The 25,851-nt window shown below is 64.4% G+C and carries 24 protein-coding genes and 2 tRNA genes; 14 read left to right on the top strand and 12 right to left on the bottom strand.

The window, feature by feature from the left end:
- Positions 1 to 4: 4 nt before the first annotated feature.
- On the bottom strand, positions 5 to 2,590 hold the full coding sequence (gene pepN / locus G6N42_RS12125; RefSeq protein ID WP_163729813.1) for an aminopeptidase N: 2,586 nt from the start codon (positions 2,588 to 2,590) through the stop codon (positions 5 to 7).
- A 37-nt stretch (positions 2,591 to 2,627) separates the two neighbouring features.
- On the bottom strand, positions 2,628 to 3,032 hold the full coding sequence (locus G6N42_RS12120) for a DUF732 domain-containing protein (protein ID WP_232076125.1): 405 nt from the start codon (positions 3,030 to 3,032) through the stop codon (positions 2,628 to 2,630).
- A gap of 168 nt (positions 3,033 to 3,200) precedes the next feature.
- Between G6N42_RS12120 and G6N42_RS12115 the strand changes: the two genes are divergently transcribed.
- Positions 3,201 to 3,812 carry a mycothiol-dependent nitroreductase Rv2466c family protein gene (locus G6N42_RS12115; RefSeq protein ID WP_163729812.1) on the top strand — a complete coding sequence of 204 codons (612 nt, stop codon included), beginning with the start codon at positions 3,201 to 3,203 and terminating at the stop codon, positions 3,810 to 3,812.
- A gap of 31 nt (positions 3,813 to 3,843) precedes the next feature.
- On the opposite strand, the gene G6N42_RS12110 is transcribed toward G6N42_RS12115, so the two are convergent.
- On the bottom strand, positions 3,844 to 4,353 hold the full coding sequence (locus G6N42_RS12110; RefSeq protein ID WP_163729811.1) for a hypothetical protein: 510 nt from the start codon (positions 4,351 to 4,353) through the stop codon (positions 3,844 to 3,846).
- Positions 4,354 to 4,504: 151 nt separating this feature from the next.
- Between G6N42_RS12110 and G6N42_RS12105 the strand changes: the two genes are divergently transcribed.
- The gene (locus G6N42_RS12105; protein WP_197905534.1) at positions 4,505 to 4,984 is read left to right on the top strand and encodes a ribose-5-phosphate isomerase; all 480 of its coding nucleotides are present in this window, start codon (positions 4,505 to 4,507) and stop codon (positions 4,982 to 4,984) included.
- A 3-nt stretch (positions 4,985 to 4,987) separates the two neighbouring features.
- Positions 4,988 to 5,782, top strand: a complete 795-nt coding sequence (locus G6N42_RS12100) for an Fpg/Nei family DNA glycosylase (protein WP_163729809.1) — start codon at positions 4,988 to 4,990, stop codon at positions 5,780 to 5,782.
- Between the two features lie 19 nt (positions 5,783 to 5,801).
- On the opposite strand, the gene G6N42_RS12095 is transcribed toward G6N42_RS12100, so the two are convergent.
- Both G6N42_RS12095 and G6N42_RS12090 read right to left on the bottom strand, forming a co-directional pair.
- Positions 5,802 to 6,596, bottom strand: a complete 795-nt coding sequence (locus tag G6N42_RS12095; RefSeq protein ID WP_163729808.1) for a DUF1542 domain-containing protein — start codon at positions 6,594 to 6,596, stop codon at positions 5,802 to 5,804.
- A gap of 73 nt (positions 6,597 to 6,669) precedes the next feature.
- Positions 6,670 to 7,800 (bottom strand): hypothetical protein, encoded by a 1,131-nt coding sequence (locus G6N42_RS12090; protein WP_163729807.1) that lies wholly within the window; start codon positions 7,798 to 7,800, stop codon positions 6,670 to 6,672.
- Positions 7,801 to 8,033: 233 nt separating this feature from the next.
- On the opposite strand from G6N42_RS12090, the gene G6N42_RS12085 reads away from it, so the two are divergent.
- Positions 8,034 to 9,275, top strand: a complete 1,242-nt coding sequence (locus tag G6N42_RS12085) for a SpoIIE family protein phosphatase (RefSeq protein WP_163729806.1) — start codon at positions 8,034 to 8,036, stop codon at positions 9,273 to 9,275.
- A gap of 116 nt (positions 9,276 to 9,391) precedes the next feature.
- On the opposite strand, the gene G6N42_RS12080 is transcribed toward G6N42_RS12085, so the two are convergent.
- Positions 9,392 to 9,802 carry a hypothetical protein gene (locus G6N42_RS12080; RefSeq protein ID WP_163729805.1) on the bottom strand — a complete coding sequence of 137 codons (411 nt, stop codon included), beginning with the start codon at positions 9,800 to 9,802 and terminating at the stop codon, positions 9,392 to 9,394.
- Between the two features lie 1,108 nt (positions 9,803 to 10,910).
- Between G6N42_RS12080 and G6N42_RS12075 the strand changes: the two genes are divergently transcribed.
- Complete coding sequence (locus tag G6N42_RS12075; protein WP_163729804.1) at positions 10,911 to 11,408, top strand: hypothetical protein; 498 nt, start codon at positions 10,911 to 10,913, stop codon at positions 11,406 to 11,408.
- A gap of 537 nt (positions 11,409 to 11,945) precedes the next feature.
- Complete coding sequence (locus G6N42_RS12070; RefSeq protein WP_163729803.1) at positions 11,946 to 12,476, top strand: hypothetical protein; 531 nt, start codon at positions 11,946 to 11,948, stop codon at positions 12,474 to 12,476.
- A 323-nt stretch (positions 12,477 to 12,799) separates the two neighbouring features.
- Here the strand turns inward: G6N42_RS12070 and G6N42_RS12065 are convergent, their stop codons facing one another.
- Together G6N42_RS12065 and G6N42_RS12060 are read right to left on the bottom strand one after the other, a co-directional pair.
- Positions 12,800 to 13,186 carry a hypothetical protein gene (locus tag G6N42_RS12065; protein WP_163729802.1) on the bottom strand — a complete coding sequence of 129 codons (387 nt, stop codon included), beginning with the start codon at positions 13,184 to 13,186 and terminating at the stop codon, positions 12,800 to 12,802.
- 174 nt (positions 13,187 to 13,360) lie between these two features.
- A tRNA-Gly gene (locus G6N42_RS12060) sits at positions 13,361 to 13,434 on the bottom strand.
- 119 nt (positions 13,435 to 13,553) lie between these two features.
- Here G6N42_RS12060 and G6N42_RS12055 point away from each other — a divergent pair.
- From G6N42_RS12055 to clpX, 6 genes are all read left to right on the top strand, one after another.
- Positions 13,554 to 13,627: transfer RNA gene (locus tag G6N42_RS12055), tRNA-Pro, on the top strand.
- A 51-nt stretch (positions 13,628 to 13,678) separates the two neighbouring features.
- A complete protein-coding gene (gene tig / locus G6N42_RS12050) occupies positions 13,679 to 15,079 on the top strand; it encodes a trigger factor (RefSeq protein WP_163737393.1) in 1,401 nt (466 codons plus the stop codon).
- Between the two features lie 107 nt (positions 15,080 to 15,186).
- Positions 15,187 to 15,789 (top strand): ATP-dependent Clp protease proteolytic subunit, encoded by a 603-nt coding sequence (locus G6N42_RS12045; protein ID WP_163737391.1) that lies wholly within the window; start codon positions 15,187 to 15,189, stop codon positions 15,787 to 15,789.
- Positions 15,786 to 16,469 (top strand): ATP-dependent CLP protease proteolytic subunit ClpP2, encoded by a 684-nt coding sequence (gene clpP2 / locus G6N42_RS12040; protein ID WP_163729801.1) that lies wholly within the window; start codon positions 15,786 to 15,788, stop codon positions 16,467 to 16,469. Before G6N42_RS12045 ends, clpP2 begins: the two co-directional genes overlap by 4 nt.
- 122 nt (positions 16,470 to 16,591) lie before the next feature.
- Positions 16,592 to 16,936 carry a hypothetical protein gene (locus G6N42_RS12035; protein WP_163724403.1) on the top strand — a complete coding sequence of 115 codons (345 nt, stop codon included), beginning with the start codon at positions 16,592 to 16,594 and terminating at the stop codon, positions 16,934 to 16,936.
- 301 nt (positions 16,937 to 17,237) lie between these two features.
- Positions 17,238 to 18,518: an ATP-dependent Clp protease ATP-binding subunit ClpX gene (gene clpX, locus G6N42_RS12030; RefSeq protein WP_163729800.1), complete on the top strand. Its 1,281-nt coding sequence runs from the start codon at positions 17,238 to 17,240 to the stop codon at positions 18,516 to 18,518.
- Between the two features lie 201 nt (positions 18,519 to 18,719).
- On the opposite strand, the gene G6N42_RS12025 is transcribed toward clpX, so the two are convergent.
- Positions 18,720 to 20,024, bottom strand: coding sequence for a nucleotide disphospho-sugar-binding domain-containing protein (locus G6N42_RS12025; RefSeq protein ID WP_163729799.1), 1,305 nt, complete (start codon positions 20,022 to 20,024; stop codon positions 18,720 to 18,722).
- A 153-nt stretch (positions 20,025 to 20,177) separates the two neighbouring features.
- Between G6N42_RS12025 and G6N42_RS12020 the strand changes: the two genes are divergently transcribed.
- Positions 20,178 to 20,681, top strand: coding sequence for a nuclear transport factor 2 family protein (locus tag G6N42_RS12020; protein WP_163729798.1), 504 nt, complete (start codon positions 20,178 to 20,180; stop codon positions 20,679 to 20,681).
- A gap of 88 nt (positions 20,682 to 20,769) precedes the next feature.
- A complete protein-coding gene (locus tag G6N42_RS12015) occupies positions 20,770 to 21,834 on the top strand; it encodes an NAD(P)H-dependent amine dehydrogenase family protein (RefSeq protein WP_434059577.1) in 1,065 nt (354 codons plus the stop codon).
- Between the two features lie 26 nt (positions 21,835 to 21,860).
- Here the strand turns inward: G6N42_RS12015 and G6N42_RS12010 are convergent, their stop codons facing one another.
- The 3 genes from G6N42_RS12010 to G6N42_RS12000 all read right to left on the bottom strand — a co-directional run bounded on the left by G6N42_RS12010 (position 21,861) and on the right by G6N42_RS12000 (position 25,803).
- Positions 21,861 to 22,487, bottom strand: a complete 627-nt coding sequence (locus G6N42_RS12010; protein ID WP_163729796.1) for a TetR family transcriptional regulator — start codon at positions 22,485 to 22,487, stop codon at positions 21,861 to 21,863.
- A 128-nt stretch (positions 22,488 to 22,615) separates the two neighbouring features.
- Positions 22,616 to 23,440 carry a formate dehydrogenase accessory sulfurtransferase FdhD gene (gene fdhD / locus G6N42_RS12005; RefSeq protein ID WP_163729795.1) on the bottom strand — a complete coding sequence of 275 codons (825 nt, stop codon included), beginning with the start codon at positions 23,438 to 23,440 and terminating at the stop codon, positions 22,616 to 22,618.
- The gene (locus G6N42_RS12000) at positions 23,440 to 25,803 is read right to left on the bottom strand and encodes an FdhF/YdeP family oxidoreductase (RefSeq protein ID WP_163729794.1); all 2,364 of its coding nucleotides are present in this window, start codon (positions 25,801 to 25,803) and stop codon (positions 23,440 to 23,442) included. The genes fdhD and G6N42_RS12000 overlap by 1 nt, the downstream gene beginning before the upstream one ends.
- Positions 25,804 to 25,851: the final 48 nt, after the last annotated feature.

Genomic DNA, 25,851 nt, shown 5'->3' with positions numbered 1-25,851 from the left:
AAAGTCAGCTGGCGTCGAAACCCCGTGCACGCAGCGACCGCTCGACCCCGGCGCGGCCTTCGAGCACCAGCCGGCGTAGCGGCGGCGGCACGTCTGGGTCAGACAGGAACCTGTCGGCGGCGTTTAACCCCTCCTGGCTGATGTCCCATGACGGATACAGCCCGACGACGACGGTCTGTGCCACCTCGCTCGACCGCCGTTGCCAGACGCCGGAGATGGCGCTGAAGTACTTGTCGCGGAACGGCTTCAGCAGTTCTTCCTGACCCGGGCGCACGAAGCCGATGGTGATCGACCGCGCGGTGACGTTGGCCAGGGTGTCGTCCTCCATGACCTCCTGCCAGTCCGCTTCCTTCACCGCCAACTGAGGCCGCGCCGCCGCGGCCTGCGCGGCATGCCGCCCACCTGCAGCCGTCGGATCGCGTTCGGCTTCCGCGTCGATGAACGGTGATTCGGGGCCGTCCGCGTCGATGACGCCTGCGGTGGCCAACGCGGTGACAATGCGCCAGCGCAAGTCCGTGTCGATCACCAGGCCCGGCATGTTCACCGCCTCGGGCTCGTTGTCCAACAGCGTCGACAGCACAGCAATGTGGTTGGGGGAGAGCACCGATGCGCACAGCGCATTGACGAACGCCAGCTGGTGGTCAGAACCCGGTGCCGACTCGCGTGCACGGTCCAGCAGTGCATCGCCGAATGCCGGCCAGCCGTTCTCTTTCGCCCAGACCGGGTCGGCGTAGGAGCCGAGCGCGGTCTGTGCCTGCAACAGGAGGCGTTGCGCGACACCGACTTCGGATTCGGCGTGCACACCGCTGATGACGAGGGCGACGAAGTCGCGGGCCTTCAGTTCGGCGTCACGGGTCATCTCCCACGCCGCCGACCACGCCAGCGTGCGGGGGAGCGGCTCGGCGATATCGGCGATCCTCGTGAGCGCCGTCTGCAGCGACTGCGGGTCAAGGCGTAACGAGCAGTACGTCAGGTCGTCGTCGTTGACCAGGACGAGCTGTCCCCGCGAAACTCCCTGCAGCGCAGATACTTCGGTAACATCACCCTCGATGTCGAGCTCCTCGCGGTGCGTTCGCACCAGCTTGCCGCTACCGTCGTCGTCATAGATTCCGACCGCGAGGCGGTGCACGCGTGTCTCCCCGGCGCCCGGTTGCGCCCCGCTCTGGGCGATCGCGAACCGGGTGAAATTGTCGTCGGCGTCGAGGTCGAATTCAGCACGCAGCGTGTTGAGTCCGGTGGTTTTGAGCCACTGCCTGCCCCAGCCGGACAGGTCGCGTCCGGACGCCTTCTCCAGCGCGCCCAGCAGGTCGCCGAACGTCGCATTCGCAAAAGCGTGGTCGCGGAAGTAATCCCGCAGGCCGGCCAGGAACGACTCGAGTCCCACGTAAGCCACGAGCTGCTTCAGGACGCTGGCGCCCTTGGCGTAGGTGATGCCGTCGAAGTTCACCTCGACGGCGTGCAGATCGGGGATGTCGGCGGCCACCGGATGCGTCGACGGCAACTGATCCTGCCGGTATGCCCAGGACTTCTCGACGTTCGCGAACGTCGTCCAGGCCTCTTTGTACTCGGTCGCCTCGGCCTGGCACAGCACCGAGGCGAACGTCGCGAACGACTCGTTGAGCCACAGGTCGTCCCACCACTGCATCGTGACCAGATCGCCGAACCACATGTGCGCCATCTCGTGCAGGACGGTCTCCGCGCGTCGCTCGTACGACGCCCGCGTCACCTTGCTGCGAAAGACGTAATCCTCGAGAAATGTCACGGCGCCGGCGTTCTCCATAGCGCCCGCATTGAACTCCGGCACGAACAGCTGGTCGTACTTGCCGAAGGCATACGGCACGCCGAAGTTGTTGTGGTAGAAGCCGAATCCCTGCTTCGTCTCGGTGAAAAGCCGCTCCGCGTCCATGAATTCGGCGAGCGACTTGCGGCAGAACAGGCCGAGCGGAATGTCGCCGTGCTCGTCGTTGTAGTTGTCGTCCCAGCGCGCGTACGGGCCGGCGATCAGCGCGACCAGATAGGTGCTCATCCTCGGTGTGACGGCGAAGGTGTGCCGTTTGCCGGCGCCCGCGTCTTCGGCGTCGGTGGTGGCGCCGTTGGAGACGACCTCCCAGTGCGACGGGGCCGTGACGGTCACCTCGAAGGTCGCCTTGAGGTCGGGCTGGTCGAAGCACGCGAACATCCGCTTGGCGTCGGCGGTTTCGAACTGTGAGTACAGGTAGACCTCGTCGTCGACCGGGTCGACGAACCGATGCAGGCCTTCACCGGTGTTGGAATAGCGGCATTCGGCGTCGACGACGAGGACGTTGCTTTCGACCAGGCCCGTCAGCGGAATACCGGTGGACTCGTCGTAACTCGACACGTCGATGTCGCGGCCGTTGAGGACGGCGCTGCGGACGCGATCGGCGGCGATGTCGATGTAGGTGTCGGCGCCGGGCAGCGCTTCGAAGTCGACGGTCGTCACCGATCGGAACGTGCGCTCGCCGGGCTTGCCGGCGCCGTCGGTCAGATCGAGGTCGATGCGGTAGTTGCCGACGGTGACCAGTGCGGCGCGTTCGACGGCTTGGTCACGGGTGAGGTTGGGAAGTGCCACGTGTCCAACCTAGTGGTCGGTCTCGTGGTGAGGCGCGCTAGAACCCCGGTATCCCGAACCCGTTGAGCCCGGTGAGCCCGTTCAGGCCGCCCAGTCCGTCGAGCCCCTCCAGGACGGTGCCGTTGCCGATCCGGGCCATCATCGATGGGCAGTACATCGATATGGCGATCCCGGTGAAGAAGGCCGCCATGTCGGGGTTGATGCCGTTGTTGGAAACGGTGGAGTACACCGACGCCAGGTTCTTGCCCGGTTCGACGAGCATCGGGCAGACCGACTGTCCGAGCCTTTCCGTGCTTACGGCATCGCCGTACCCGATGCCGGCGTCGTTCAACGCGTTGAGGAACGTCGTGTCCACCGGCTCGGCGGACGCCGGCGCCGCGAGACAGAGTGCCATCGCGGGTCCGGCCAATGCCGTGGCGATCATGCGTTTCGTTTTAATCACAGGTGAAACACTGATTGACAACAGTCACATCGACAACACGCTTCTATAACTGTTTGCACACTATGCGTGTCCTGTGAGCCGGTACGTCGCAATACGTGGCAGCGGGAACATGCGGGCGGGGTGCAAGGTTGTCTGAATGGACGTCTGACCATCTACCGAGAGGTTTTCATGCCCGAGAAGTCTGTCGCCGGTTTCTGGTTCGACCCGCTGTGCCCGTGGTGCTGGATCACGTCGCGTTGGATCCTCGAAGTCGAGAAGGTGCGCGATATCGAGGTGCAGTGGCACGTGATGAGTCTTGCGGTGCTCAACGAGAACAAAGAAGATCTGCCTGAGCAGTACCGCGAAGGTCTCAAGCAGGCGTGGAAGCCGGTCCGGGTGGCGATCGCCGCAGAGCAGGCCAAGGGCAGCGAAATCCTCGCGCCGCTCTACACGGCGATGGGCACACGCATCCACAACCAGGACAACAAAGATTTCGATGTCGTCATCAAGGAGTCGCTGGAGGAGGTCGGACTGCCGGCCGAGCTGGCCGAGGCCGCCAACACCGACAAGTACGACGAGGCGCTGCGAGAGAGCCATCACGCGGGTATGGATGCCGTCGGCGACGACGTCGGTACCCCGACGATTCACGTCAACGGTGTCGCCTTCTTCGGCCCGGTGCTGTCGAAGATCCCACGCGGCGAAGAGGCCGGAAAGCTGTGGGACGCCTCGGTGACGTTTGCGTCCTATCCGCACTTCTGGGAGCTGAAGCGCACCCGCACCGAGCCGCCGGTATTCGATTGACCGCTCGCGGTCGTCTTCGACTGACGAGGTTTCAGCGCGCCGCGAGCCACCAGGAATACAGCGCCGTGAGGTCGTCGCCCGATGCCGACCCCACGAACAGATCCGAGGCCTTGGTCCACGACACCGTCGGCGCGCCTTCTCGGGGGCCGCTGGCCGTCGTGCAGACCACCATGCCGCCTCCCCATGCGACCGGCTGCGCGCCGGCCGCTCCCGGACATGCGACAGGACTACCACTGCCCGCCAATATGCCGAAGGCCGTGTCCACGTCGGCAGGGCTCCCGTACAGCGAGTAGACGGCGCTGTACGGCCCGCCCGGTTGACTGTTCCGGCCGCAGCCGAGCCTGGCGACGAACGGGTCTTCGGGGTACTGCCGCCCGACTTGGCAATCGGTCGAGCCCGCGGGGATCAGAGCGGCCAGTTCGTCATTGCGTGCCTGATCGCTCGCTGGGTCAGCGGCCGCCGGTGCCCAAGTACCGAGAAGTGTGGCCGCGGAAAGACAACCGACGGCGATCGCTCGTGAAGGCTGAAACAAATCGAACATTTGCCGCTCTCCGATTCCGGCGCCTATGGCCGTGATAAGACGCGATTTTATGCCTGCGCGCACGTTTGCACGGCGACTTCGCAGTTTCTCAGGCCCGCCCTCGCCGGCATGCGAACGCCGCTGGCCGGAACCGTCTGCCAGAATGGCCGCCATGCGCGTCTACCTGGGAGCCGACCACGCGGGCTTCGAGTTCAAGCAGCGGATCGTCGAGCACCTCACCGCCAACGGGCACGAGCCCGTCGACTGCGGGGCGTACGCGTACGACGCCGACGACGACTACCCGGCGTTCTGCATCGCGGCCGCGGAGAAGACGGTCGCCGACCCAGGCAGCCTCGGCATCGTGCTCGGCGGTTCGGGCAACGGCGAGCAGATCGCCGCGAACAAGGTGCCCGGTGTCCGGTGTGCGTTGGGGTGGAGCGTCGAGACGGCCAAACTCGCGCGCGAGCACAACAACGCGCAGGTGATCGGCATCGGCGGGCGCATGCACACGGAAGACGAGATGCTCGCGATCGTCGATGCGTTCCTCACCACGCCGTGGTCGAAAGCCGAACGGCATCAACGTCGTATCGACATTCTGTCCGAGTACGAGCGCACCCACGTCGCGCCTCCTGTGCCCGGCGCGCCGAGCTAGGGGATGCCGGAAGGGCACACGCTGCACCGGCTTGCCCAGCTGCATCAGCGCCGATTCGGCCGGGCGCCGGTCATGGTGTCCAGCCCGCAGGGCCGATTCACCGACGGGGCCGCGGCGGTCAACGGACACGTCCTTAAGAAGGCCAGTGCGTGGGGCAAGCACCTGTTCCACCACTACAACGGCGGCCGCGTCGTGCACGTTCACCTCGGGTTGTACGGGACGTTCACCGAACTCCCGTTACCCATGCCACTGCCCGTCGGTCAGGTGCGGATGCGGATGCTCGGTGCCGAGTACGGCACCGACCTGCGTGGCCCGACGGTGTGCGAGGTCATCGAAGAGCCGGAGATCGCCGACATCGTCGCGCGTCTTGGCCCAGACCCGTTGCGCCGTGACGCCGACGGGGCATTGGCGTGGAACCGAATCCGCAAGTCGCGCAGACCCATCGGTGCGCTGCTGATGGACCAGTCGGTGATTGCAGGCGTGGGCAACGTGTACCGCAGCGAGCTGTTGTACCGACATCTCATCGACCCGTACCGACCGGGCACGCACATCGACGAGAGCGAATTCTTCGCGATGTGGACAGATCTCGTCGAGTTGATGAAAGTTGGCGTGCGGCGGGGCAAGATCATCGCGATCCGCCCCAAGGACGACCATGGGTTGCCGTCATATGGACCTGGCCGGCCGCGCACCTACGTGTACCGGCGTGCGGGAGAACCATGTCGGGTGTGCGGCACCGAAATTCGCACTGCGGAGTTGGAGGGCCGCAACCTGTTCTGGTGCCCGACCTGTCAGAAATAGGAACCGACTCCGCCGGCGGCTAGAAGCCGCCGAAGTCGCCTCCGAAGTCGCCGCCACCCCAATCGCCGCCCCAGCCGCCATCGCCGCCGCCGAAGTCACCCCCGCCGCCGTCGGCGTAGTCACCCCCGCCGTCGCCGCCACCATCGCCGCCCTGATCGAATCCTTGGTCGTATCCCTCCGCGAAGCCCTGCTCGTAGCCGGTGCCGGCCATGCCCGAGAACAGCGCGCTGAACAGGAACATCGATCCCACACCCCACGCGCCGGCGACCAACGCGGGTTTCCACCACGGCTCGGAGTACCAGCCGGCGGGCACGGGGCGGCCGGCGACGCGGCCGCCGGGGTAATAGTTCGGTGTGCGCTCGGACGGAGCCGGCGACGCCTCGATCTCGCGACCTTCGAAGTTCACCTTGCGGTCCTCGGTGACGGTGCCGGCCGAGCGTTGGCCGGCAAGCGTTTCCAGCTCCGGGCCTGGGTCGATGCCCATCGCGGTGCGGGCGGCACGCACGTAGTAGAGGCCTTCGAGTGCACTCTCCTTGGCGAACAGCGCCTGCTTGGCGGTGTTTGCCTGCTCGATCTGCGAACCCGCCGCCGTATACCGCTCCGACGCGTCGGCAAGCGCCTGCTTGGAAGCGTCGTCGGTGCCGGTCAAGTTGATGACCTGGCCGCCGAGACGTTCGATCACGCGACGCGCATCGGCTTTCGCGTCCTCCAGTGAGGCGGCATTGCGCCGGTCGGAGGCCCTCATCGCGCCGTACACCACCGCACCGAGAGCGACGACGACCAGGACAACGAGGACAAGCAAAACGCTGTTCATGGCGTCCAGCGTACCGACAGGAAACAGTCAAGATCGGTCGCGAACATGCAGCGAGTTACGCCCGCAGCGAGACCTACAGCGCGAGAGTCCTGCGCAGGTGCCAGGCGACATCACCGTCGGCGTCCTTGTCGGGATGGCTGAAATACTCGGTGTGCGCGGAACCGGGTTTGAGCCGCTCGGGCTGATTGCCGCTCACCGCGATGTCGCGGATGCCGGCGCCGAACAACGGACCCAACTCCCCGCCGAACCAGTCGCCGCGGCGGCTGCCCCGAGTCACGGGAAACCACATGTTCGTCCATCGCGTGGCGGCGAACGGAGACTCAGGTTGGCATCCGACGACGACGCCGCGACGCATCAGTTCCTCGAACAGCTCACGCCGCAGGGCGCCGTCCGACGTCTTCATGCCGTTGAGCAACGGCGGCCGAGTAAGCAACAGATCCGCAAGGACCAGCGGGGCGCCGACGGTGACGAAATCGGTTATGCACGAGGCCTTTCCCTGTTTGTGAAACTGTGCCCAGAATAGCGTCAGCGCGTCATACGCGATGTACGTGCCGGTACCGTGGGCAACCACGACGATGCGTGTGTATCCCTCTTCGTGCACATCGCGGAGAAGGTCGACCAGGCCGCCGCGAACGGCTCGTCGCGCCGCATACGAAGGCGGCGCCGGATCCAGGTAGCGGGCAGAGTCGACCAGGGGCGCGGTCTTCTTGTTCACCAACGCTCGCGCCAGCATGCGGTAGAGGCCGAACCAAAAGACCAACACGGCCGCGCTGATGGTCAACCCGATGATCCACGCCGGAACATCCGAATTCAGCGCGTAGCCGGACACGAACAGTACGGGGATCAGCAACAGGGCTGACAGGACCACGATCCAGACCCGACGCCAAATCCCGACCAGCGCGTCGGGCACATTGCCGGGCCGCCGCAGAAAGAGCCGTAGCGCCGTCGATGCAACGCCGGCGTACTTGCCCGCGGTCATCAGGAATGGCCAGTGGTATTCGAAGAAGTCGACGGGACCAGGGGCGACGTAGCGGCGCGCTTCGTAGGTGTCGGTGATCTCGGCCGGACGCGGTTGGTAGTCCCATTTCCCGTCGAGCGGATGCAGCGCCGTCCGCACGAAACCTTCGAACGTCTCCATCGGGCGTTTCTCGCCCATTCCATGCACGATGACGACCGCTGTGCGTCGCGGGTCCTCCGCTGCCATGTCACCTTCCAAGACTGTTGTGTCGCGAGGAGAGTCCGCGATCCCGATGAATTCTCGACCACAATGCGTGCGCGCGCCTCGAATCTCGGCAGACCGCACAGGCCGGTGCTCCCCACCGCGATTGCTGCCTTTCGGCAATCGCGTACACCACCCTGCTCTGCCAAATATCGTTTCGCGTAACGCGGGGATCGATCGATGGGGGACGCGTGGTTCAAGAGCTCGGGCGTGAGGCCATGTCAGCCGAAGTCGTCGGTGAAGGCTTCGTGCTCGCTCCCGAGGTCGAAGATGCCCGGATGCGCTCTGTCGAGCAGTTGCACTTGCTGGGCTCAGAACCCGAGGAGCGATTTTCCCGCATCACCCGGATGGCGCGACAGGTGTTCGGCGTGCCAATGGCCGCGGTGTCGCTGATCGATCGTGATTGCCAGTGGTTCAAACAGAACGATGGCCTTGACCTGGCCGGCACGGTGCCCCGGGAGCAGACCATCTGTCGGGCGACCATCGCGCGCGTGTACATGAACGTCGACGAACCGGCCCTGATCATCGAGGATGCGCGCCAGGAACCGGATTTCTGCGAACTGCCCGCGATCAAGGCCGAAGGCGGCGTCCGCTTCTACGCCGGCTACCCACTGTTCGGCCCTGGCGGTCACCCTGTCGGCACCTTCTGCATCTACGACACGAAACCGCGTTCGCTCGACAGCGAGCAGGTCGAGACGTTTCGCGAGTTGGCCGGTTGGGTTCAGCGGGAACTGGAACGGTTCGATGAGATGGATCGTGCAACACAGGTGCAAAGTCATCTGCTGCCGCGACCGCTCGGCGATCTGCCGGGATACACCGTGTGCGCCTTGTGTTTGCCCGCCTTCGCGGTCGGCGGCGACTTCTACGACCATTACAGCTCGCAGCGCGGCGTGATCTTCACCGTCGCCGACGTGATGGGAAAGGGACTCGGCGCCGCGATCCTGACCGCCAGCGTGCGATCAGCCCTTCGCGCGGCGTCGCGGGCGGTCGACGAAATGGATCACAGTGCCGACCTCGCCGACGCGGTGAACTCCGTGTCGGCGCAACTGTCCGACGATCTCACCAGCACCGAAACCTTCGTCACGCTGTTTCATGCGCGACTGGATATCGCCACGGGAGCAGTGCGCTACGTCGACGCCGGACATGGTCTCGCCCTGATAGTGCGGAAAACCGGTGTCGTCGAACGGTTGTCGAGCGAGGGTCTGCCGCTCGGCGTCATGCCCGACGAGGAGTGGGTGTCGCACGACGTGATGCTCGAAGACGGTGAAACGCTTGTCATCGCGTCCGACGGCGTGCTGGATCTGATCGGTGACGGCACCGATGTCCGTCCTGCGTTGGAGTTCGTCGCCCAATATCCCGATCCCGTCGAGTTGTGCTCTCGAGCGCGTGCCCTCGCCGAGGCCGGCGCTGCGCTGGATGACGTCACCCTGGTCGCAATCCAGAAGACGCCCGAACAGTGAGCGCCCGGTGGCGGTCCTCGATGGTCACGATGGAAATTGCCCCCGGTGCCGGATGCCTCGGACGTGCTCGTCACCTCGGCAACCGGTGTGCCGACGGCGGACCGATTCTGGGATGACTACGGCGTGCAGGCCGCGGGGCCACCGTCCAAGGAGACGCAGCAGCGGCCGTTTACACAACACGTGAACGAATTGTTCGCGTTGATCGAAGAGTTGTCGCCAACAGTCGTCGATTGAACGTTGGTGTTATTGGGGCCGCTCTGAACAGATATGTTGTTGCCGCTGTTGATGTTTACGGTCGCGCCGCTGCCGTTCGGGTTCAGGCGATTCGGATCAGATGCTCCCGGCACGCCCACCCCCTGGATGTCCTGCAGGACGTCGGCAATTGTCTGGCCGCAGACGTCCAGCGGCTCGGGTTGCGCGACCGCCATCGACCAGGAGGTAGCGCCGAAGATTGCGCCAGCCACTGCGATCGACGCAGAGGGCAGCAGGAGATACGCAGAAAAATGGTTGGTTCGTCGGGATGCCACTGTGCCTCCCTGCGGATCGAAGGTGCCGTTGTCCTAGGTAGCAAACAGCATGCGCGTTCTGACGCTCCGACCGCAAGGGACCGATGGGGTATATCAGCGGATTGGTTGACTAGGCAAAATAATGAGGCGTCATGCCGATAATCCTCAATCGCGGATGTGATTGCCTGTTTGCACAGCTCCGATCCGTAATTTGACTGTGCGGTATTACTCAAGCCGGTTCGAAATGAATCAGCAAAAATCTGATCTCCTAAACATTTCACCCTCTGCATGGGCCGCCGCTCCGAACATTGGCTCGGCTTGACTCATACACGACATCGCTCGGTGCCGTCATCGCTGCAACAGCTCCGCCGCGCCTTGCTCGGTCGGGTCCGAGTGGTGCGACGCGTTTCGGCGGCGCGTCGCCCGCCTCGGCCCAGCTACTACGCTGAGGGTTCCATGCAAGGAATCGACGATTGCTATACACAGAAACTAAGTTCACTGGATTTCGTAGCTCTTTGGTCCGATTTGGATCGCAATACGTTGCTGACAGCATGCGCGTTGCTCAAAGCGCCCCGTTACCCGACCGAGATACTTGCGCATGCAACCGTCTTCAGCCAGCCAAGATTCACACTCATCTCAGATGGATTCGGTGCGATCGGCGAGTACGACAGCCTGTTTGGCCAGGTTGCTTGATCGCGCAGGAATCCGTAGCACTATATTGACTCAAACGTGAATAAAATTTCCTACAGATCGGCCTTCTAATTCGCCAGATAGCTAGCTGTGATACTTGACACAGTCTCTGGCAAAGGAATACCGTCGATCCGTACCTGACTCGCTGCAGGCACGGGAGGGAGCAGTCGGTGATGGCGCCACGCGCAAATATCGTCCAGTTGCGCCAGTCGTCGTTGGTCTGCATCCACTCACAGCGTTCGCCCCCCGCTTCCATGATGTCGCAGCGACGGATCGCAATCCATCACAATTCTCCGGTCGGAATTGGCCCCGGCTCAATTCTGTGCGCATTCAGACAGCAAATTGACTAACTCGTATTTAACAACCACAGAGAGCGAAGGAGATCAGCAAAATGGCAAATCACAGGATGTCGCGTAAGCGCCCGGCGTTCAATCGGACCGTGGGCGTCGGCTTGGTCGCGGGCAGTATGGCTTTGAGCGGTGTTGCGCTCAGCTTATCGACGGCTACCGCGCCGGAAGCAAACGCGGCCTGCGGTAAACGATTCGTAGTCTTCGGGAACACCGGCACCAACAACCCGAACACACTCAACTACGGCTCTGGTAACAACCTGAACTTCCAAGGCAACTTCACCGGAGGAAATCTGAGCAGCAGCCAAACCTCGAGCACGGGCAACAACACCAGCGGGAACACCACCAACCCGACAACCTGCACCGTCACGCAGACTCCCAGCCTGTTCCCGACGTTCCCGAGTACCAACTTCTTCGGCAACACCGGAACGAACAACCCGAACACCTTCAATGTGTTCTCGGGCAACAACATCAACGCTCAATTTAGCGGATTCGGGCCGAACGCCAGCGGCGCGCAGAGCGCGACCACGGGCAACAACGGAAGCACGAACACGGGGAACACCACCACGGACACCAGCGTCGGTCCGTAGGGGCGGCCGCCGCTTCGGCGCGACACTGGACCGACAGTAGCGCGGTCCAGCTGTCGACGCCGGAGGTTGCCTGTGGCCGGGACCACTGCACATCGGCCGGTGCCACGACGTCGTCACGCTCGGGCTTCGGATAGCCTGCGGCGGCTGCGAAGTCGGCAACACCGCGATGACACCACTTGCGCGAGAACGATTACTGGCTCGCGATGACAGCCCTCGGCGCGCTGGGCGCCCAGCATTTGGCGAGGTCGGCGCGTGACTCCGCTGTCGGGCTCGGAACTACTGCTGAATGTGGCGGCTCTCGATTCAGCCGACGGCGGGTGACGGCAGACTCCGCCTTCGCTGGGTATGCGGCGGATACTCCGACAGTTGACGACCCTATCGGGGGTTAGTCCGCCCGATTAGCGCACCGTGCCAACAACTTTCACGGCGTGTCCAGCAATGTCCTTGCGTACGGGCCACGGACGGGCCGAGGGCATCTGTCGCCAGCAAATCGAACACCCGACGACCGCCCCTGGCCCAACCCATAGCCTCACCGGCATGTCACGCACCGTCGCTGCCTCCGTTCTGATCGCGTTCACTCTCACCGGCTGCGGGTCCACCGTGACCGACAGCGACAGCCCCACCGCGTCGTCATTTGCCACCAGTGCCAACGCCGCCACCGCAACCACGGCACCGGCACAGCCGAAGACGCTTGAAGCCGCGACCGCAGTAGCGCAAGAGTGGGTAGACCGCAGAGCGGCAGGTGACTACGCGGGCGTCTGGCTCTTGTTCAGCGAGCAGGTTCGCGAGGGCATCAGCCAGGAGAACTACGTAACCGTCAGCGAGACGTGCACGAGTTCCCTCACGAAGCTGCCGTCAACAGTTAACGGTGTACGCCTCGACGGTCCGGACAAGGCGATCACTCGCCTTGAGGCGATGGAGTTCAAGCTTCCGGCGGACCTCGTATACGAGGGCGGCCAGTGGCTCTTGCTCTTGCTGCCGACACCGGAGTTCGCGGAGGACCTTGGTGAGCCCGTTCAACAGATGATCGATGAGCGAAAAGCCGAAGGCGACTGCGAGGCGCAGTAGCGCCGTGCGCGCTGGGCACAACTCTCTCTAAAGCGGTGTTCCGGCTGCGGTACTGCGCGCCAACAACGGCGGTGCGGGCATTGCGTCCGGCCTCCGCTGGCGCGGGCTGCGGCGCACGTATGCCACCTGTGTGTCGCGGCTGGCGTCCCGATGTTTGAAATCAGTCGATTCATGGGCCATGCGAAGCTGAGCACGACGGAATCGGTCTACGCGCACCTGCCGACCGAGGATCACAGTGAGGTGATGGCAGCGCTTGGTGCGATGGCGGTGCCCACTAGTCGCGCAACCAACGTGATCCGGCTTCGGAGCTAATTGCGCCGCCGTTAGGCCTGACTCAAGTGAATTCGGGTGCCGTCGCCGCGACCCTCGTAGGTCCAGAGCATTTTCCAGCCCTCCCAATCGGCGTTCTGAGTTCCGTCGATAGGGCGTGTCTCTTTGACTTGGTAATCGACGTTCGATGGCGCATGGGTTTCCTTCAAGAGGCACTCGTAGACGGCCTCGGCGGACTCTGTGCCCGCGAAGAAGTTATATTCGATGGCCTTCTTGTCCTCTGAAAGCTCGATGTTTGACGAGTCCTGTTTGCACTTGTTGTAGACGGACTCGGCTGTCACTCGGTCGTCCTCGCCGCAACCCGTCATGAGTGTCGCCAACGCCGTCGTCGCGACGACCGCCGTCCCGACTCGTTGCACGAACGATTGAGCGCTGCCCACTGATACCCCCTGGAGAAGCTGGCAACGGAGGTGTTACCGCCGCGGCGGGTACGGCAAACATGCTTCGCCCTCGCGCAGGCATCCATTCTGCTGCCGAGACGGGCCAAAGACGGGCCAGCCACCGCCCCTCAAATTGTTCGTACGCAGCAAATACGCCCCGATCAGGGGCGTTAGTGGAGCGGGCGACGGGAATCGAACCCGCGTAGCTAGTTTGGAAGACTAGGGCTCTACCATTGAGCTACGCCCGCGTGTGTTGCACCAGGAGACTGTACCGGCGCCCGCGGAATCATCCAATTAAAGGCTGGGCGCGTCCAGGCCGTAGTATCTCGCGTGGTCGTTCTGTGTTTTGAGAGCGATCGCGTAGGCGCGGGGTGTAGCGCAGCTTGGTAGCGCATCCGCTTTGGGAGCGGAAGGCCGCAGGTTCAAATCCTGTCACCCCGACTGCACCCCTACATAGGCAAGACCCACCCAGGATCAACGAGGAGCATGAGCGTGAAGAGCACCGTCGAGAAGTTGAGCCCGACCAGGGTTCGCATCAACGTGGAGGTGCCCTTCACCGAGCTCGAACCTGAGTTCGATCGCGCCTTCAAGCAGCTGGCGAGCCAGGTCCGGCTGCCCGGCTTCCGGCCCGGCAAGGCGCCGCGCAAGCTGCTCGAGGCCCGCTTCGGCCGTGAGGCCATGCTTGACCAGGTGGTCAACGACGCACTCCCCGGCCGCTACAGCGAGGCGGTGACGTCGTCGGATCTGCGCCCGATCGGCCAGCCGGACATCGAGGTCACCAAGAAGGAGTACGGCGAGGATCTCGAATTCACCGCCGAGGTCGACGTCCGCCCCGAGATCGACCTCCCGGACCTTGACGCGCTGGAGCTCACGGTCGACGCCATCGAGGTCAACGACGATGAGGTGGACGCCGAGCTGCAGAACCTCCGCGCCCGCTTCGGCACGCTGACCGGTGTCGACCGCGCCGCCGAGGATGGCGACTTCGTCTCCATCGACCTGTCCGCGACCGTCGACGGCGAGGACCTGCCCGAGGCCAAGACCGAGGGACTCTCACACGAGATCGGTTCCGGCCAGCTGATCGAGGGCCTCGACGAGGCCATCATCGGCCTCAAGGAGGGGGAGACCCGCGTCTTCACCACCAAGCTGGCCGCCGGCGCACACGCCGGCGAGGAGGCTCAGGTAACCGTCACCGTGAAGTCGGTCAAGGAGCGCGAGCTGCCCGAGCCCGATGACGAATTCGCCCAGCTGGCAAGCGAATTCGACACCATCGACGAGCTCAAGAACAGCCTCACCGAGCAGCTGCGCAACCGCAAGCGCGTCCAACAGGCCGAGCTGATCCGGGACAAGGTGCTCGAGGCTCTGCTTGACCAGGTCGAGGTGCCGCTGCCCGAGAACGTCGTGCAGGCGCAGGTGGATGAGGCGCTGCACAATGCGATCCACGGGCTGGACCATGACGAGGCGCGGTTCGCCGAGGCGCTCGAAGCTCAGGGCGGCAGCCGGGAGAAGTTCGACGAGGAGAACCGCACCAACGCGGAGAAAGCCGTCAGCACCCAGCTGCTGGTGGACGCGATCGCCGACAAGCTCGACGTCGAGGTCGGTCAGGACGACATCACTCAGCGCCTGATGCTGATGTCGCAGCAGTACGGCATGGAGCCGCAGCAGCTGCTCGCCGCCCTGCAGGAGAACAACCAGTTGGCGGCGCTGTTCGCCGACGTCCGTCGCGGTCTGGCGGTGGCGCAGGTCGTTCAGGGCGCCACGATCACCGATTCGAACGGTGAGGTCGTGGACACCTCGGAGTTCTTCGGTCGTGGCGGCGATTCCGAGGCGCCTGAAGCATCCGAGGCCCCGGCCGAAACGGCCGAGACTGACGAGGAAACCGCCGACGCCAAGTGACGCTGTGAGCGAAAGCGGCCTGTCTAGGGAGTGCACGCTCGCACAGGTTGGTTAGTGTCGGTGAGTGTTAGGACTTGAAAGAAAGCAGGTATCCAGTCGTGACTGATATGCGTGGTGCATCGCCCGGACTGAACCTCGTCGACTCTGTCTACGAACGGTTGCTCTCCGAGCGCATCATCTTCCTGGGATCACAGGTCGACGACGACATCGCCAATAGGCTGTGCGCGCAGATTCTGCTGCTGTCGGCCGAGGATCCCACCAAGGACATCCACCTCTACATCAACTCGCCGGGCGGATCGATCAGCGCGGGCATGGCGATCTACGACACCATGGTCCTCGCGCCGTGCGACGTCGCCACCTACGCGATGGGGATGGCCGCGTCGATGGGTGAGTTCCTCCTCGCCGCGGGCACCAAGGGCAAGCGCTACGCGCTACCGCACGCCCGCATCCTGATGCACCAGCCACTCGGTGGCATCACCGGCGGCGCCGCCGACATCGCGATCCAGGCCGAGCAGTTCACGGTCATCAAGAAGGAAATGTTCCGGCTGAACGCGGAGTTCACCGGGCAGACCCTCGAGCGGATCGAAGCCGACTCCGACCGCGACCGCTGGTTCACCGCGCAGGAAGCCCTCGAGTACGGCTTCGTCGACCACATCATCACCAGCGCCAGCGTCAACGGCTCTGGCCCGAGCGCAGGACTAGACAAATGACCGACCACTTGCATCCGCAGACTGACCCTCGCCTGGCACCCCACGGCGGTGCCGTGATCCAGCCCCAGGCCCGCTACATCCTGCCGTCGTTCATCGAGCATTCGAGCTTCGGTGTCAAAGAGTCCAACCCGTACAACAAGCTGTTCGAGGAGCGCATCATCTTCCTCGGCGTGCAGGTCGACGACGCGTCGGCGAACGACATCATGGCCCAGCTGCTGGTCCTCGAGTCGCTCGATCCCGACCGCGACATCACCATGTACATCAACTCGCCGGGTGGCTCTTTCACCTCGCTGATGGCGATCTACGACACCATGCAGTACGTTCGCGCAGACATCCAGACCGTCTGCCTCGGCCAGGCCGCGTCGGCCGCCGCCGTGCTGCTCGCCGCAGGCAGCCCCGGTAAGCGCCTCGCGCTGCCCAACGCCCGCATCCTGATCCACCAGCCCGCGCTGTCCGGCGTCATCCAGGGCCAGTTCTCCGACCTGGAGATCCAGGCCAAGGAGATCGAGCGGATGCGCACGCTGATGGAGACGACGCTGGCCCATCACACCGGCAAGGACGCGGCGCAGATCCGCAAGGACACCGATCGCGACAAGATCCTTACGGCCGAGGAGGCCAAGGAGTACGGCGTGATCGACACCGTCCTGGAGTATCGCAAGCTGTCCGCTCAGACCGCCTGAGCCCAGCTCCCAGACCCTTGCGCCGGCGTCAGTAATGCCGCCGAATCGGGCTCCGGGACCCGTCGTGCATGGCAAGCTGTCGACACCGTGCAGATGGGTACGGCGACAGGGGGATTGCCACGATGGTGGGGGTACGACTTCGCGGGGCGGTGCTCGCGGTGCTCGCTTCGGCGGCAGCTGCGGTACTGGTGCAGTTCGGATCTTCCGCGATCGGCGGTGCGCAGCCGCCACCGCCACCGCCGCCACCTCCGCCGTGCCCTTACGGCATGTACTGGGACGTGTACACGGTGACGTGCGTGCCGGTCGACGCGACCGTCTACGTGAACCCGCCGAACCCGGTGGTGGGGCCTGCCGGACCCGTTGGTGTCGGCGGAGTCGTCGGTCCGGTGGGACCTGGCCCCGTGGGTCCTGGCCCGGTGGGTCCTGGCCCGGTGGGTCCAGGGCCGGTCGGACCGGGTCGCCGGTAGGGGTTGCGGTATCGGGGACGCGCGGTTGCCGGCAACTCCCACGCGACGGGTACTTTGGTTGCGGACGGCTCCCGAACCGGTAACGGCGGCGACACGCCAGGGGCGTGGCAGCGCGTTCCAGAGGGTTGCGGGGTGGTTAGGCGATATGTTCTGCCCACACAAGTGAATACCAACTACGCGATTCGGCTTTATCGGTCGCCTCGTGCCGGAACAAGCGGGTAGCGTCGGGATCAACACCCAGTGGGATCTCGAGCGAATCGAATCAGATCTTATTGCGAACAGGAAAGTAGGACTTCACCACATGGCGCGCATCGGAGACGGCGGTGACCTGCTGAAGTGCTCGTTCTGCGGGAAGAGTCAAAAGCAGGTCAAGAAACTCATTGCGGGCCCCGGCGTATATATCTGCGATGAATGCATAGACCTGTGCAACGAGATCATCGAAGAGGAGCTTGCTGACGCCGACGATGTGAAACTCGACGAGCTGCCTAAGCCTGCGGAGATTCGCGAGTTCCTCGAGGGGTATGTCATCGGACAGGACACCGCCAAGCGCACCTTGGCCGTCGCCGTCTACAACCACTACAAGCGCATCCAGGCCGGCGAGAAGATGCGCGATTCGCGCGCCGAGCCCGTCGAGCTGGCCAAGTCCAACATCCTGATGCTCGGCCCCACCGGCTGCGGCAAGACCTACCTCGCGCAGACGCTGGCGAAGATGCTGAATGTCCCGTTCGCCATCGCCGACGCCACCGCGCTCACAGAGGCGGGCTACGTCGGCGAGGACGTCGAGAACATCCTGCTCAAGCTGATTCAGGCCGCCGACTACGACGTGAAGCGCGCAGAGACCGGCATCATCTACATCGACGAGGTCGACAAGATCGCCCGCAAGAGCGAGAACCCGTCGATCACCCGCGATGTCTCCGGTGAGGGCGTGCAACAGGCGCTGCTGAAGATCCTGGAAGGCACGCAGGCGTCGGTGCCGCCGCAGGGCGGCCGCAAGCATCCGCACCAGGAGTTCATCCAGATCGACACCACCAACGTCCTGTTCATCGTGGCGGGTGCGTTCGCGGGCCTGGAGAAGATCGTCTCCGACCGCGTCGGCAAGCGCGGGCTGGGCTTCGGTGCCGAGGTGCACTCCAAGGCGGAGATCGATACCCAGGACCACTTCGCCGAGGTCATGCCCGAGGACCTGATCAAGTTCGGCTTGATCCCCGAGTTCATCGGTCGTCTCCCGGTCGTCGCGTCGGTGACGAACCTCGACAAGGAGTCGCTCGTCACGATTCTGTCGGAGCCGAAGAACGCATTGGTGAAGCAGTACACACGGCTGTTCGAGATGGACGGCGTCGAGCTCGAGTTCGACGAAGCGGCCCTGGAGGCGATCGCCGATCAGGCCATCCACCGCGGCACCGGTGCCCGCGGCCTGCGCGCCATCATGGAAGAAGTCCTGCTGCCGGTGATGTACGACATCCCCAGCCGCGACGACGTCGCCAAGGTGGTCGTGACCAAGGAGACCGTCGAGGACAACGTCCTTCCGACGATCGTTCCCCGCAAGCCGCCCCGCAACGAGCGTCGCGAGAAGAGCGCTTAGCCTTCAGCGCCGCGTTGTGTGGGCCAGCGAGCTCACCAGCCCCCACACGAGGAACGTCGCTACCGCGATGTACTGCAGCCGCTCAACCATGGCTTCACCGTCGTCCGAATGCTCGCTAGCGGCACGCGTAGCCGACTACGCCAGCTGATCCTGGGTGCCTCTTGCGCAGGGATGGGTGGCCGAATGGGTCGGCGCACGGGCTCATCGCTGCACCGCCTGGCGCTCGGCGATGACCTCGTCGATCAGCGCGGCGATCTCGGCCACCCCGTCACGTCTCGCGAAGGCCGCCTCCAGCTTCCGCGCGGCACGCAGATAGCTGTCGTCGCCCAGCACCTTGCGGACCGCGGCGCGGATGACCCTCGGGCTCGGCGTCCCGGTCTTGAGGTTGACGCCGGCACCGCTCCACGCGACGCGCGCCGCGACTTCCGGCTTGTCCTCCGTATTGCCGGCGACCACCAGCGGAACACCCATCGACAACGCTCGCTGCACCGCGCCGAACCCGCCGTTGGTGACCATCACGTCCACCTTGGGCAGCAGGACGTCGTGCGGGATGTATTCGGCGACATAGGCATTCAACGGAAGCGGGACCTTCAGCTGGGACACGTCGCGGCCACCGGTGGTGGCCACCACGATGACGTCCTCACCGCCGAGCGCATCGATGGTGGGTTCGAGCAGGCGGCCGAGGTCGGCGTTGTCGATGGTGCCCTGGGTGACATGCACGACGGGCCGGTCGCCGTCGAGTTCCGACCACCACGGTGGCGGGCGGAACCCCCGCGCCGGACGGGGATGAACAGCACCGACGTAGCGCACATTCGAGGGTAGATCGCTTCGGGGATAGTCGAATTCAGGCACCGTGGGTGCGATGTAGCGGTCCGCCAGTACCCCGGAGTCGAGGATGAACGTGGGCAGTTGCCGGCTGTTCAAGCGATCGAGTAGCAGATTGGCCGTGTTCTGGCACTCGCGCAACAGCACCTTGTGCGACAGCGTCGTCAGTGCCCGGTTGCGCAGCCGCCCCAGTGTGGTCGAGGACGGAGTCATGCCCAGACCGAAGGGGGCGGTGTCGCGGCTGCTCACCATCAGCGGCATCGTGCTGTAGCTCAGCATCGGCGGACGGGCGGCGGCATCACCGAGCAGGAACGGCAGGATCCCGAAGTAGGCGGAATCGGCGAGGATCGCATCGAAGCGCGTCTGTGCCATCGCCTCCGACAGTGCGCGCGTGAGCAATGGCATCGGCTGCAGGAAGATGCGCTGGATGTCGAAGTTGATTCTCTTGACGCCGGACGTTTCCGCACGACCTGGCAGGTCGAGGTCGAGTCGAGTCAAATCGAAATCGGCTTCCGCGGGAATCGCGGCGGGGATGGCGCCGACGGCTCGAATCTTGTCGGCATGTGCGGCGGCCGTCAGGACGGTGACGCGGTCGCCACGGTCGACCAGACCCCGTGCGACATTCAGCAGTGGTCCGATGTGGCCGGTGGGGGACAGCGAGGGGATGAGGATTTCTGGCATGCATCGATGCTCGCGATCGGCGCGTGCGCAAGCTTGGAGGTTATCTGGAGAACTGGTGGAGATCGCAGGTAGAAGCGTTAGTGTCGGGCTCTCGGTTGTCGGCGCTGGCTCGTTCCTCGAGTCGGACACTTCACACGCACAGGTAGGGAGACCATGGCAGAGCTGAACGAGCGCGAGCTGGAGGCGCTGGATTCATACCGGCGTTATGTCGCACAGCGTGAACGTTGTGTCGCTGGCGCGGCGCCTTGGTCGACCATCGGCGAGTGGTTCACCGAGGATGCGGTATTCATCGACCCGGCCTTTGGCCGGGTGCAAGGGCGCGACGAGATCGCGGCGTTCTTCGACCGGTCGATGGTCGGCTTCGAAGGATGGAGTTTCCCGGAGGAATGGACCATGGTCGACGGTGATCGCCTCGTCACGTACTGGTGGAATCGCTTGGCCGGGACACGCGCAGACGGCACGCCATATCAGGCGCCGGCGTTCTCGGTGCTGCACTACGCGGGCGACGGCCTGTTCGACTACGAACTCGATCTGATGAACATCGCGGAAGTGGGCGAGTTGCTGGTCGAGTCCGGTTGGGTCCCGAGTCCGGGTATGTCCGTTCCGGAGCCACGCCCCGACCGAAACATCACCCCGCCGCGTCTCGACACCCCGTGACGCGGTGAGCCTTTAGCGCCCGCTCTCACTCATGTGATAGTTACTGCTATCTTGACAGTCACTGTCAATCACGACTTGAATGGTCGCCATGGCGATTCGCGTGGTGCAGTGGGCGACTGGTGGCGTGGGACGAGCAGCGATCGAGGGGGTGCTCGCGCATCCCGACCTCGAGTTGGTGGGCGCCTGGGTGCACTCAGAGGGCAAGCACGGCAAGGACATCGGCGAACTCGTCGGCCGCGACCCGATCGGTGTCACGGCGACGACCAGCATGGAAGACATCCTCGCTCTCGACGCCGACTGCGTGGTCTACAGTCCGCTGCTGCCGAACGAGGACGAGGTCGTCGCGCTCCTGCGCTCCGGCAAGAATGTGGTCACCCCGGTAGGTTGGGTCTATCCCGATCTTGATAACTGCAAGGCCATCCTCGATGCCTGCGCCGACGGCGAAAGTACTCTGCACGGCACCGGTATTCACCCCGGAGGCATCACCGAGCGGTTCCCGCTGATGGTCTCGGCGCTGAGTGCGGGGGTGACGCACGTGCGGTCGGAGGAGTTCAGTGACATCCGCACCTACAACGCCCCCGACGTGGTGCGCTACATCATGGGATTCGGCGTCTCGCCCGAAGAAGCGATGGCAGGTCCGATCGTCGAATTGCTGGGCGCCGGATTCAAGGCGTCGGTTCGAATGATCGTGGCGGAGATGGGTTTCGACGCCGATCCCGAACTCGAGTCCGTGCAGGAGGTTGCCGTGGCGACTGCGCCGCTCGATACCCCCGTCGGTGTCATCGAGCCGGGTCAGGTCGCCGCCAGGAAGTTCCACTGGCGCGCCGTCGTGGATGGGACACCGGTCGTCACGGCAACAGTCAACTGGTTCATGGGGGAGGAGAACTTCGACCCGGCGTGGAGTTTCGGACCTGAGGGAGAACGATTCGAGGTCGAGATCACCGGAGACCCCGACGTGTTGCTCACGTTCAAAGGTCTGCAGCCGGACACCATCGAGCAGGGCCTCGTGCGCAACCCCGGTATCGTCGCCACCGCCAACCACTGTGTCAGCGCGATCCCGTACGTCGTCGACGCCGAACCCGGCATCAAAACGTATCTCGATCTGCCCTTGTTGGCCGGCCGCGCCGCGCCGCAGTTCGGCGCTCATCGATGAGAACTATTGAAAGACAGAGGTTCTTGCTATCGCCGACGCCGTATGGTCCGCGCCGGACTGTCGAGTCCACGGGTGACCAGCTGGAGAGCCCGCTCCGTGAGGGTGTGTAGTGACTCGTTCTGGTCGTAGGTGAGCCACCACTCATAGGCATATTCGGCCGCAGCGACGGTGGCGCGGACGAGTACGCCGGCCCGGATGTCGGACCCGGCGGCGGTGTCGTTGAGGCGGAGGGCAACTGCGTCGATGAGCTCGTCGCAGTCCTCGCGACTCAGTAGGGAGGCTCGCCGCAACTCTGCCGGAGCCGACGCCATCGCCCGGCGCCACAGTTCGAGTGTCTCGTCGTCGTCCAGGAACTGCGAGGTGCGGGCGAGGATGGCCGCGGCGATGGAGTCCGCGACGTCCTCGCCGGCGGGGCGGGCACGAAAGTTGGCGACGATTTGCTCGCGTCCACGCTGGGTGGCGCCCAGTAAAAGGTGTTCCTTGCTCGGGACGTGCCGGAAAAAGGTACTCGGCGAAATGCCTACCGCTTCGGCGATCGCCTCGGTACTGACGTTGTCGAAACCCTTTGCGGCGAACAATCGCAGGGCAGCATGCTGAATGTCGGCGCGCAGTGCGTTGCGTTGCCGCTCGCGCAGCGGAATCGAATCGGGCATGCACACCTCTCGCCAGACCGAATTCCTGCCCGGGAGCCACAGTCTTCAGAAGATGACAGTGACTGTCAAGTTAAATGTCACTATTGTCCGGGGCAATTTGTGATGCGCTGGTTGCGCTTTCGAGCCGCCTAGTGCGTCACGCGGTCCGGTCTCGTATAGACGTTCATCGAGTCGCCGCGGAGGAAGGCGACGAGTGTCAGACCGGACTGACTGGCGAGGTCGACGGCCAGTGACGACGGCGCGGAAACCGCGGCGAGCACTGGGATGCCGGCCATCACTGCTTTCTGGGTGAGTTCGAACGAGGCGCGCCCGCTGACCAGGAGAACGGTGGCGCTCAGGGGTATCCGGTCGTTCTCCAGTGCCCAGCCGATGACCTTGTCGACGGCGTTGTGACGGCCGATGTCTTCGCGCACCACCAACGTGGTGCCGTCGACGTCGAACAGCGCCGCACCGTGCAGTCCGCCGGTGCTGGCGAACACCTTCTGCTCGTCGCGTAAGCGGTCGGGAAGGTCGGAAAGTGTTTCGGCAGTGACCGTGGTCGGGTCGTCGCCGGGGCCGTGCTTGCTGATCGTTCGGACCGCATCCAGTGAGGCCTTACCGCACACGCCGCACGACGAGGTCGCGTAGAAGTTCCGGGTCATATCAACGTCAGGCGGCGGGACCTCCGGCGCCAGGGTCACGTCGAGCACGTTGTATGTGTTGACTTGGTCGGGGCCCGCTCCCTTGCAGTAGCGCACCGTCAGCACATCGTCACGGTTTGCGATGATGCCCTCAGTGAGCAGGAAGCCTTGGGCGAGTTCGATATCCGAGCCCGGGGTGCGCATCGTGACCGTCAGCGGTTTGCCGTCGATCCGAATCTCGAGCGGCTCCTCGACTACCAGGGTGTCGGGCCGGGCGATGGTATCGCCGGCGGTGACGTGATGGACGCGGCGGCGCGCTGTCACGCGGCCCACTAGCTGACCACCCGATCTTCGGCGCGGACACCGGCGGAGCGCTCCAGGCGGATCACCACGGCCTTGGACACCGGTGTATTCGACTTCTCGGCAACGTGATCGAGCGGAACCAACGCGTTGGTCTCCGGATAGTAGGCGGCGGCATTACCAACCGGGGTCTCGTACGCCACCACCATGAAGTCCTTGGCGCAGCGCTCCTGGAGTTCGCCGTCGCCCCCGGGGAATTCGGACACGAGGTCGACCCGGTCACCCTCGCACAATCCGAACCGCTCGATGTCCGCCTTGTTGACGAACACGACTCGGCGGCCGCCCTTCACGCCTCGGTAGCGATCGTCGAGGCCGTAGATTGTGGTGTTGTACTGGTCGTGGCTGCGCAGCGTCTGCAGAATCAGCCTGCCCTCGGGGATCGGCACCCACTGCAGCGGATTCACGGCGAAGTTGGCTTTGCCTGTGCTCGTAGGGAATATGCGAGAATCCCGAGGGCCGTGCGGCAACTGGAAACCATCGGGTGCGCGCACCTTGTGGTTGTAGTCGTCACAGCCGGGCACCACGGCGGCGATCGCGCCGCGGATGGTGTCGTAGTCGTCGTTGAACACTTCCCATGGCACGGGGTGGTCGGGTCCGAGCAGTGTGCGTGCCAGTTGGCAGACGATCGCGACCTCGCTGCGGACGTGATCGGACGGCGGGTTCAGGCTGCCGCGCGACAAGTGCACCATCGACATCGAATCCTCGACGGAAACTTGCTGTTTGACGCCGCGCTGAATGTCGCGGTCGGTGCGGCCCAGTGACGGCAGGATCAATGCCGAGCGGCCGTGCACCACGTGGCTGCGGTTGAGCTTCGTCGAAACCTGCACGGTAAGTGAGCAGTTGCGCAATGCGGCTTCGGTGACGGCGGTATCGGGAGTCGCCGTCGCGAAGTTACCGCCCATGCCCATGAAGACTTTCGCGTGACCGTCGCGCATGGCGCGGATCGCATCGACGGTGTCGACGCCGTGCTTGCGCGGGCTGACGATACCGAAGTGCTTGTCGAGCGCGGCCAGGAAACTCTCGGGCATCTTCTCCCAAATGCCCATCGTGCGGTCGCCCTGCACGTTGGAATGTCCACGCACGGGGCACAATCCGGCACCGGGCTTACCGATCATGCCGCGCATCAGCAGCACGTTGGTGATCTCCGAGATCATCGGAACAGCGTGCTTGTGCTGGGTCAGTCCCATGGCCCAGCACGCGACGATGCGTTCGGAGTCGATCATCATTTGCGCGACCTTCTCGAGTTGCGCACGCTCGATACCGGTCGCCTCCAACACGGTGTCGAGGTCGACGGCCCGCGTCTGGGCTTCGTACTCGGCGAAATTCGCGCAGTGCTGCTCGATGAATTCGCGGTCGACAATCTGCACGCGCGGACCGGCATCGTCCTGGGCCTCCAGTAGCAGGCGGCCCAGCCCCGCAAAGAGCGCCATGTCGCCGCCGAGGCGGATCTGCACGAACTCGTCGGCGATGGGCACCCCGTGGCCCACGACGCCGTGCACCTTTTGCGGGTCCTTGAATCGGATCAGCCCGGCCTCTGGTAGCGGATTGATCGCAATGATTTTCGCGCCGTTGGCTTTCGCCTTTTCCAGCACCGACAGCATCCGGGGATGGTTGGTGCCGGGATTCTGACCCGCGATCACGATCAGGTCAGCGTTGGCGACGTCTTCGACGGTGACCGAGCCCTTGCCCACGCCGATGGCTTCGACCAATGCCGCGCCCGAGGATTCGTGACACATATTGGAGCAGTCAGGCAGGTTGTTCGTGCCGAAGCTGCGGACCATCAGCTGGTAGAGAAACGCCGCCTCGTTGCTGGTGCGCCCAGAGGTATAGAAGACGGCTTCGTCGGGGTGATCGAGTTCGCGCAACTCGTCGGCGATCAACTGGTAGGCCTCGTCCCATTCGATGGCGCGGTAGTGATCGTCGCCAGGGCGCAGCACCATCGGGTGGGTGAGTCGGCCCTGCTGCGAGAGCCAGTACTCGGGTCGACCGTCGAGGTCGGCGATCGAGTGCCGCGCGAAGAAGTCGGGGGTGACGACGCGCTTGGTCGCCTCTTCGGCGACGGCCTTCGCACCGTTCTCGCAGAACTCGGCGAACTTGCGGCCACCATGCTCCTCGGGCCATGCGCAGCCGGGGCAGTCGAAGCCGTGACGTTGGTTCAGGCGGACCAGGGATGCGCCTGTGCGCCAAACCCCCATCGACTTGAGGCCGCGTTGCAGTGACACCATGACTGCCTTGACTCCGGCCGCCTCCTGCTCGGGCCCGGTTGCGACGACCGCGTGCTCGTTGTAACTCGCATCGAAGTCACGGGTGACGTCGCGTCGTCTGCCTAACCGCATGTGCCCAGCCTAGGTCCTGGTCTCATACCCCAGGGATACCCACGCAGC

The organism is Mycobacterium gallinarum (genome assembly GCF_010726765.1).
In the GTDB taxonomy this organism is placed as follows: domain Bacteria; phylum Actinomycetota; class Actinomycetes; order Mycobacteriales; family Mycobacteriaceae; genus Mycobacterium; species Mycobacterium gallinarum.
Note: the sequence above shows the minus strand (reverse complement) of the source record. Positions and strands in the feature narration are given on the sequence as shown.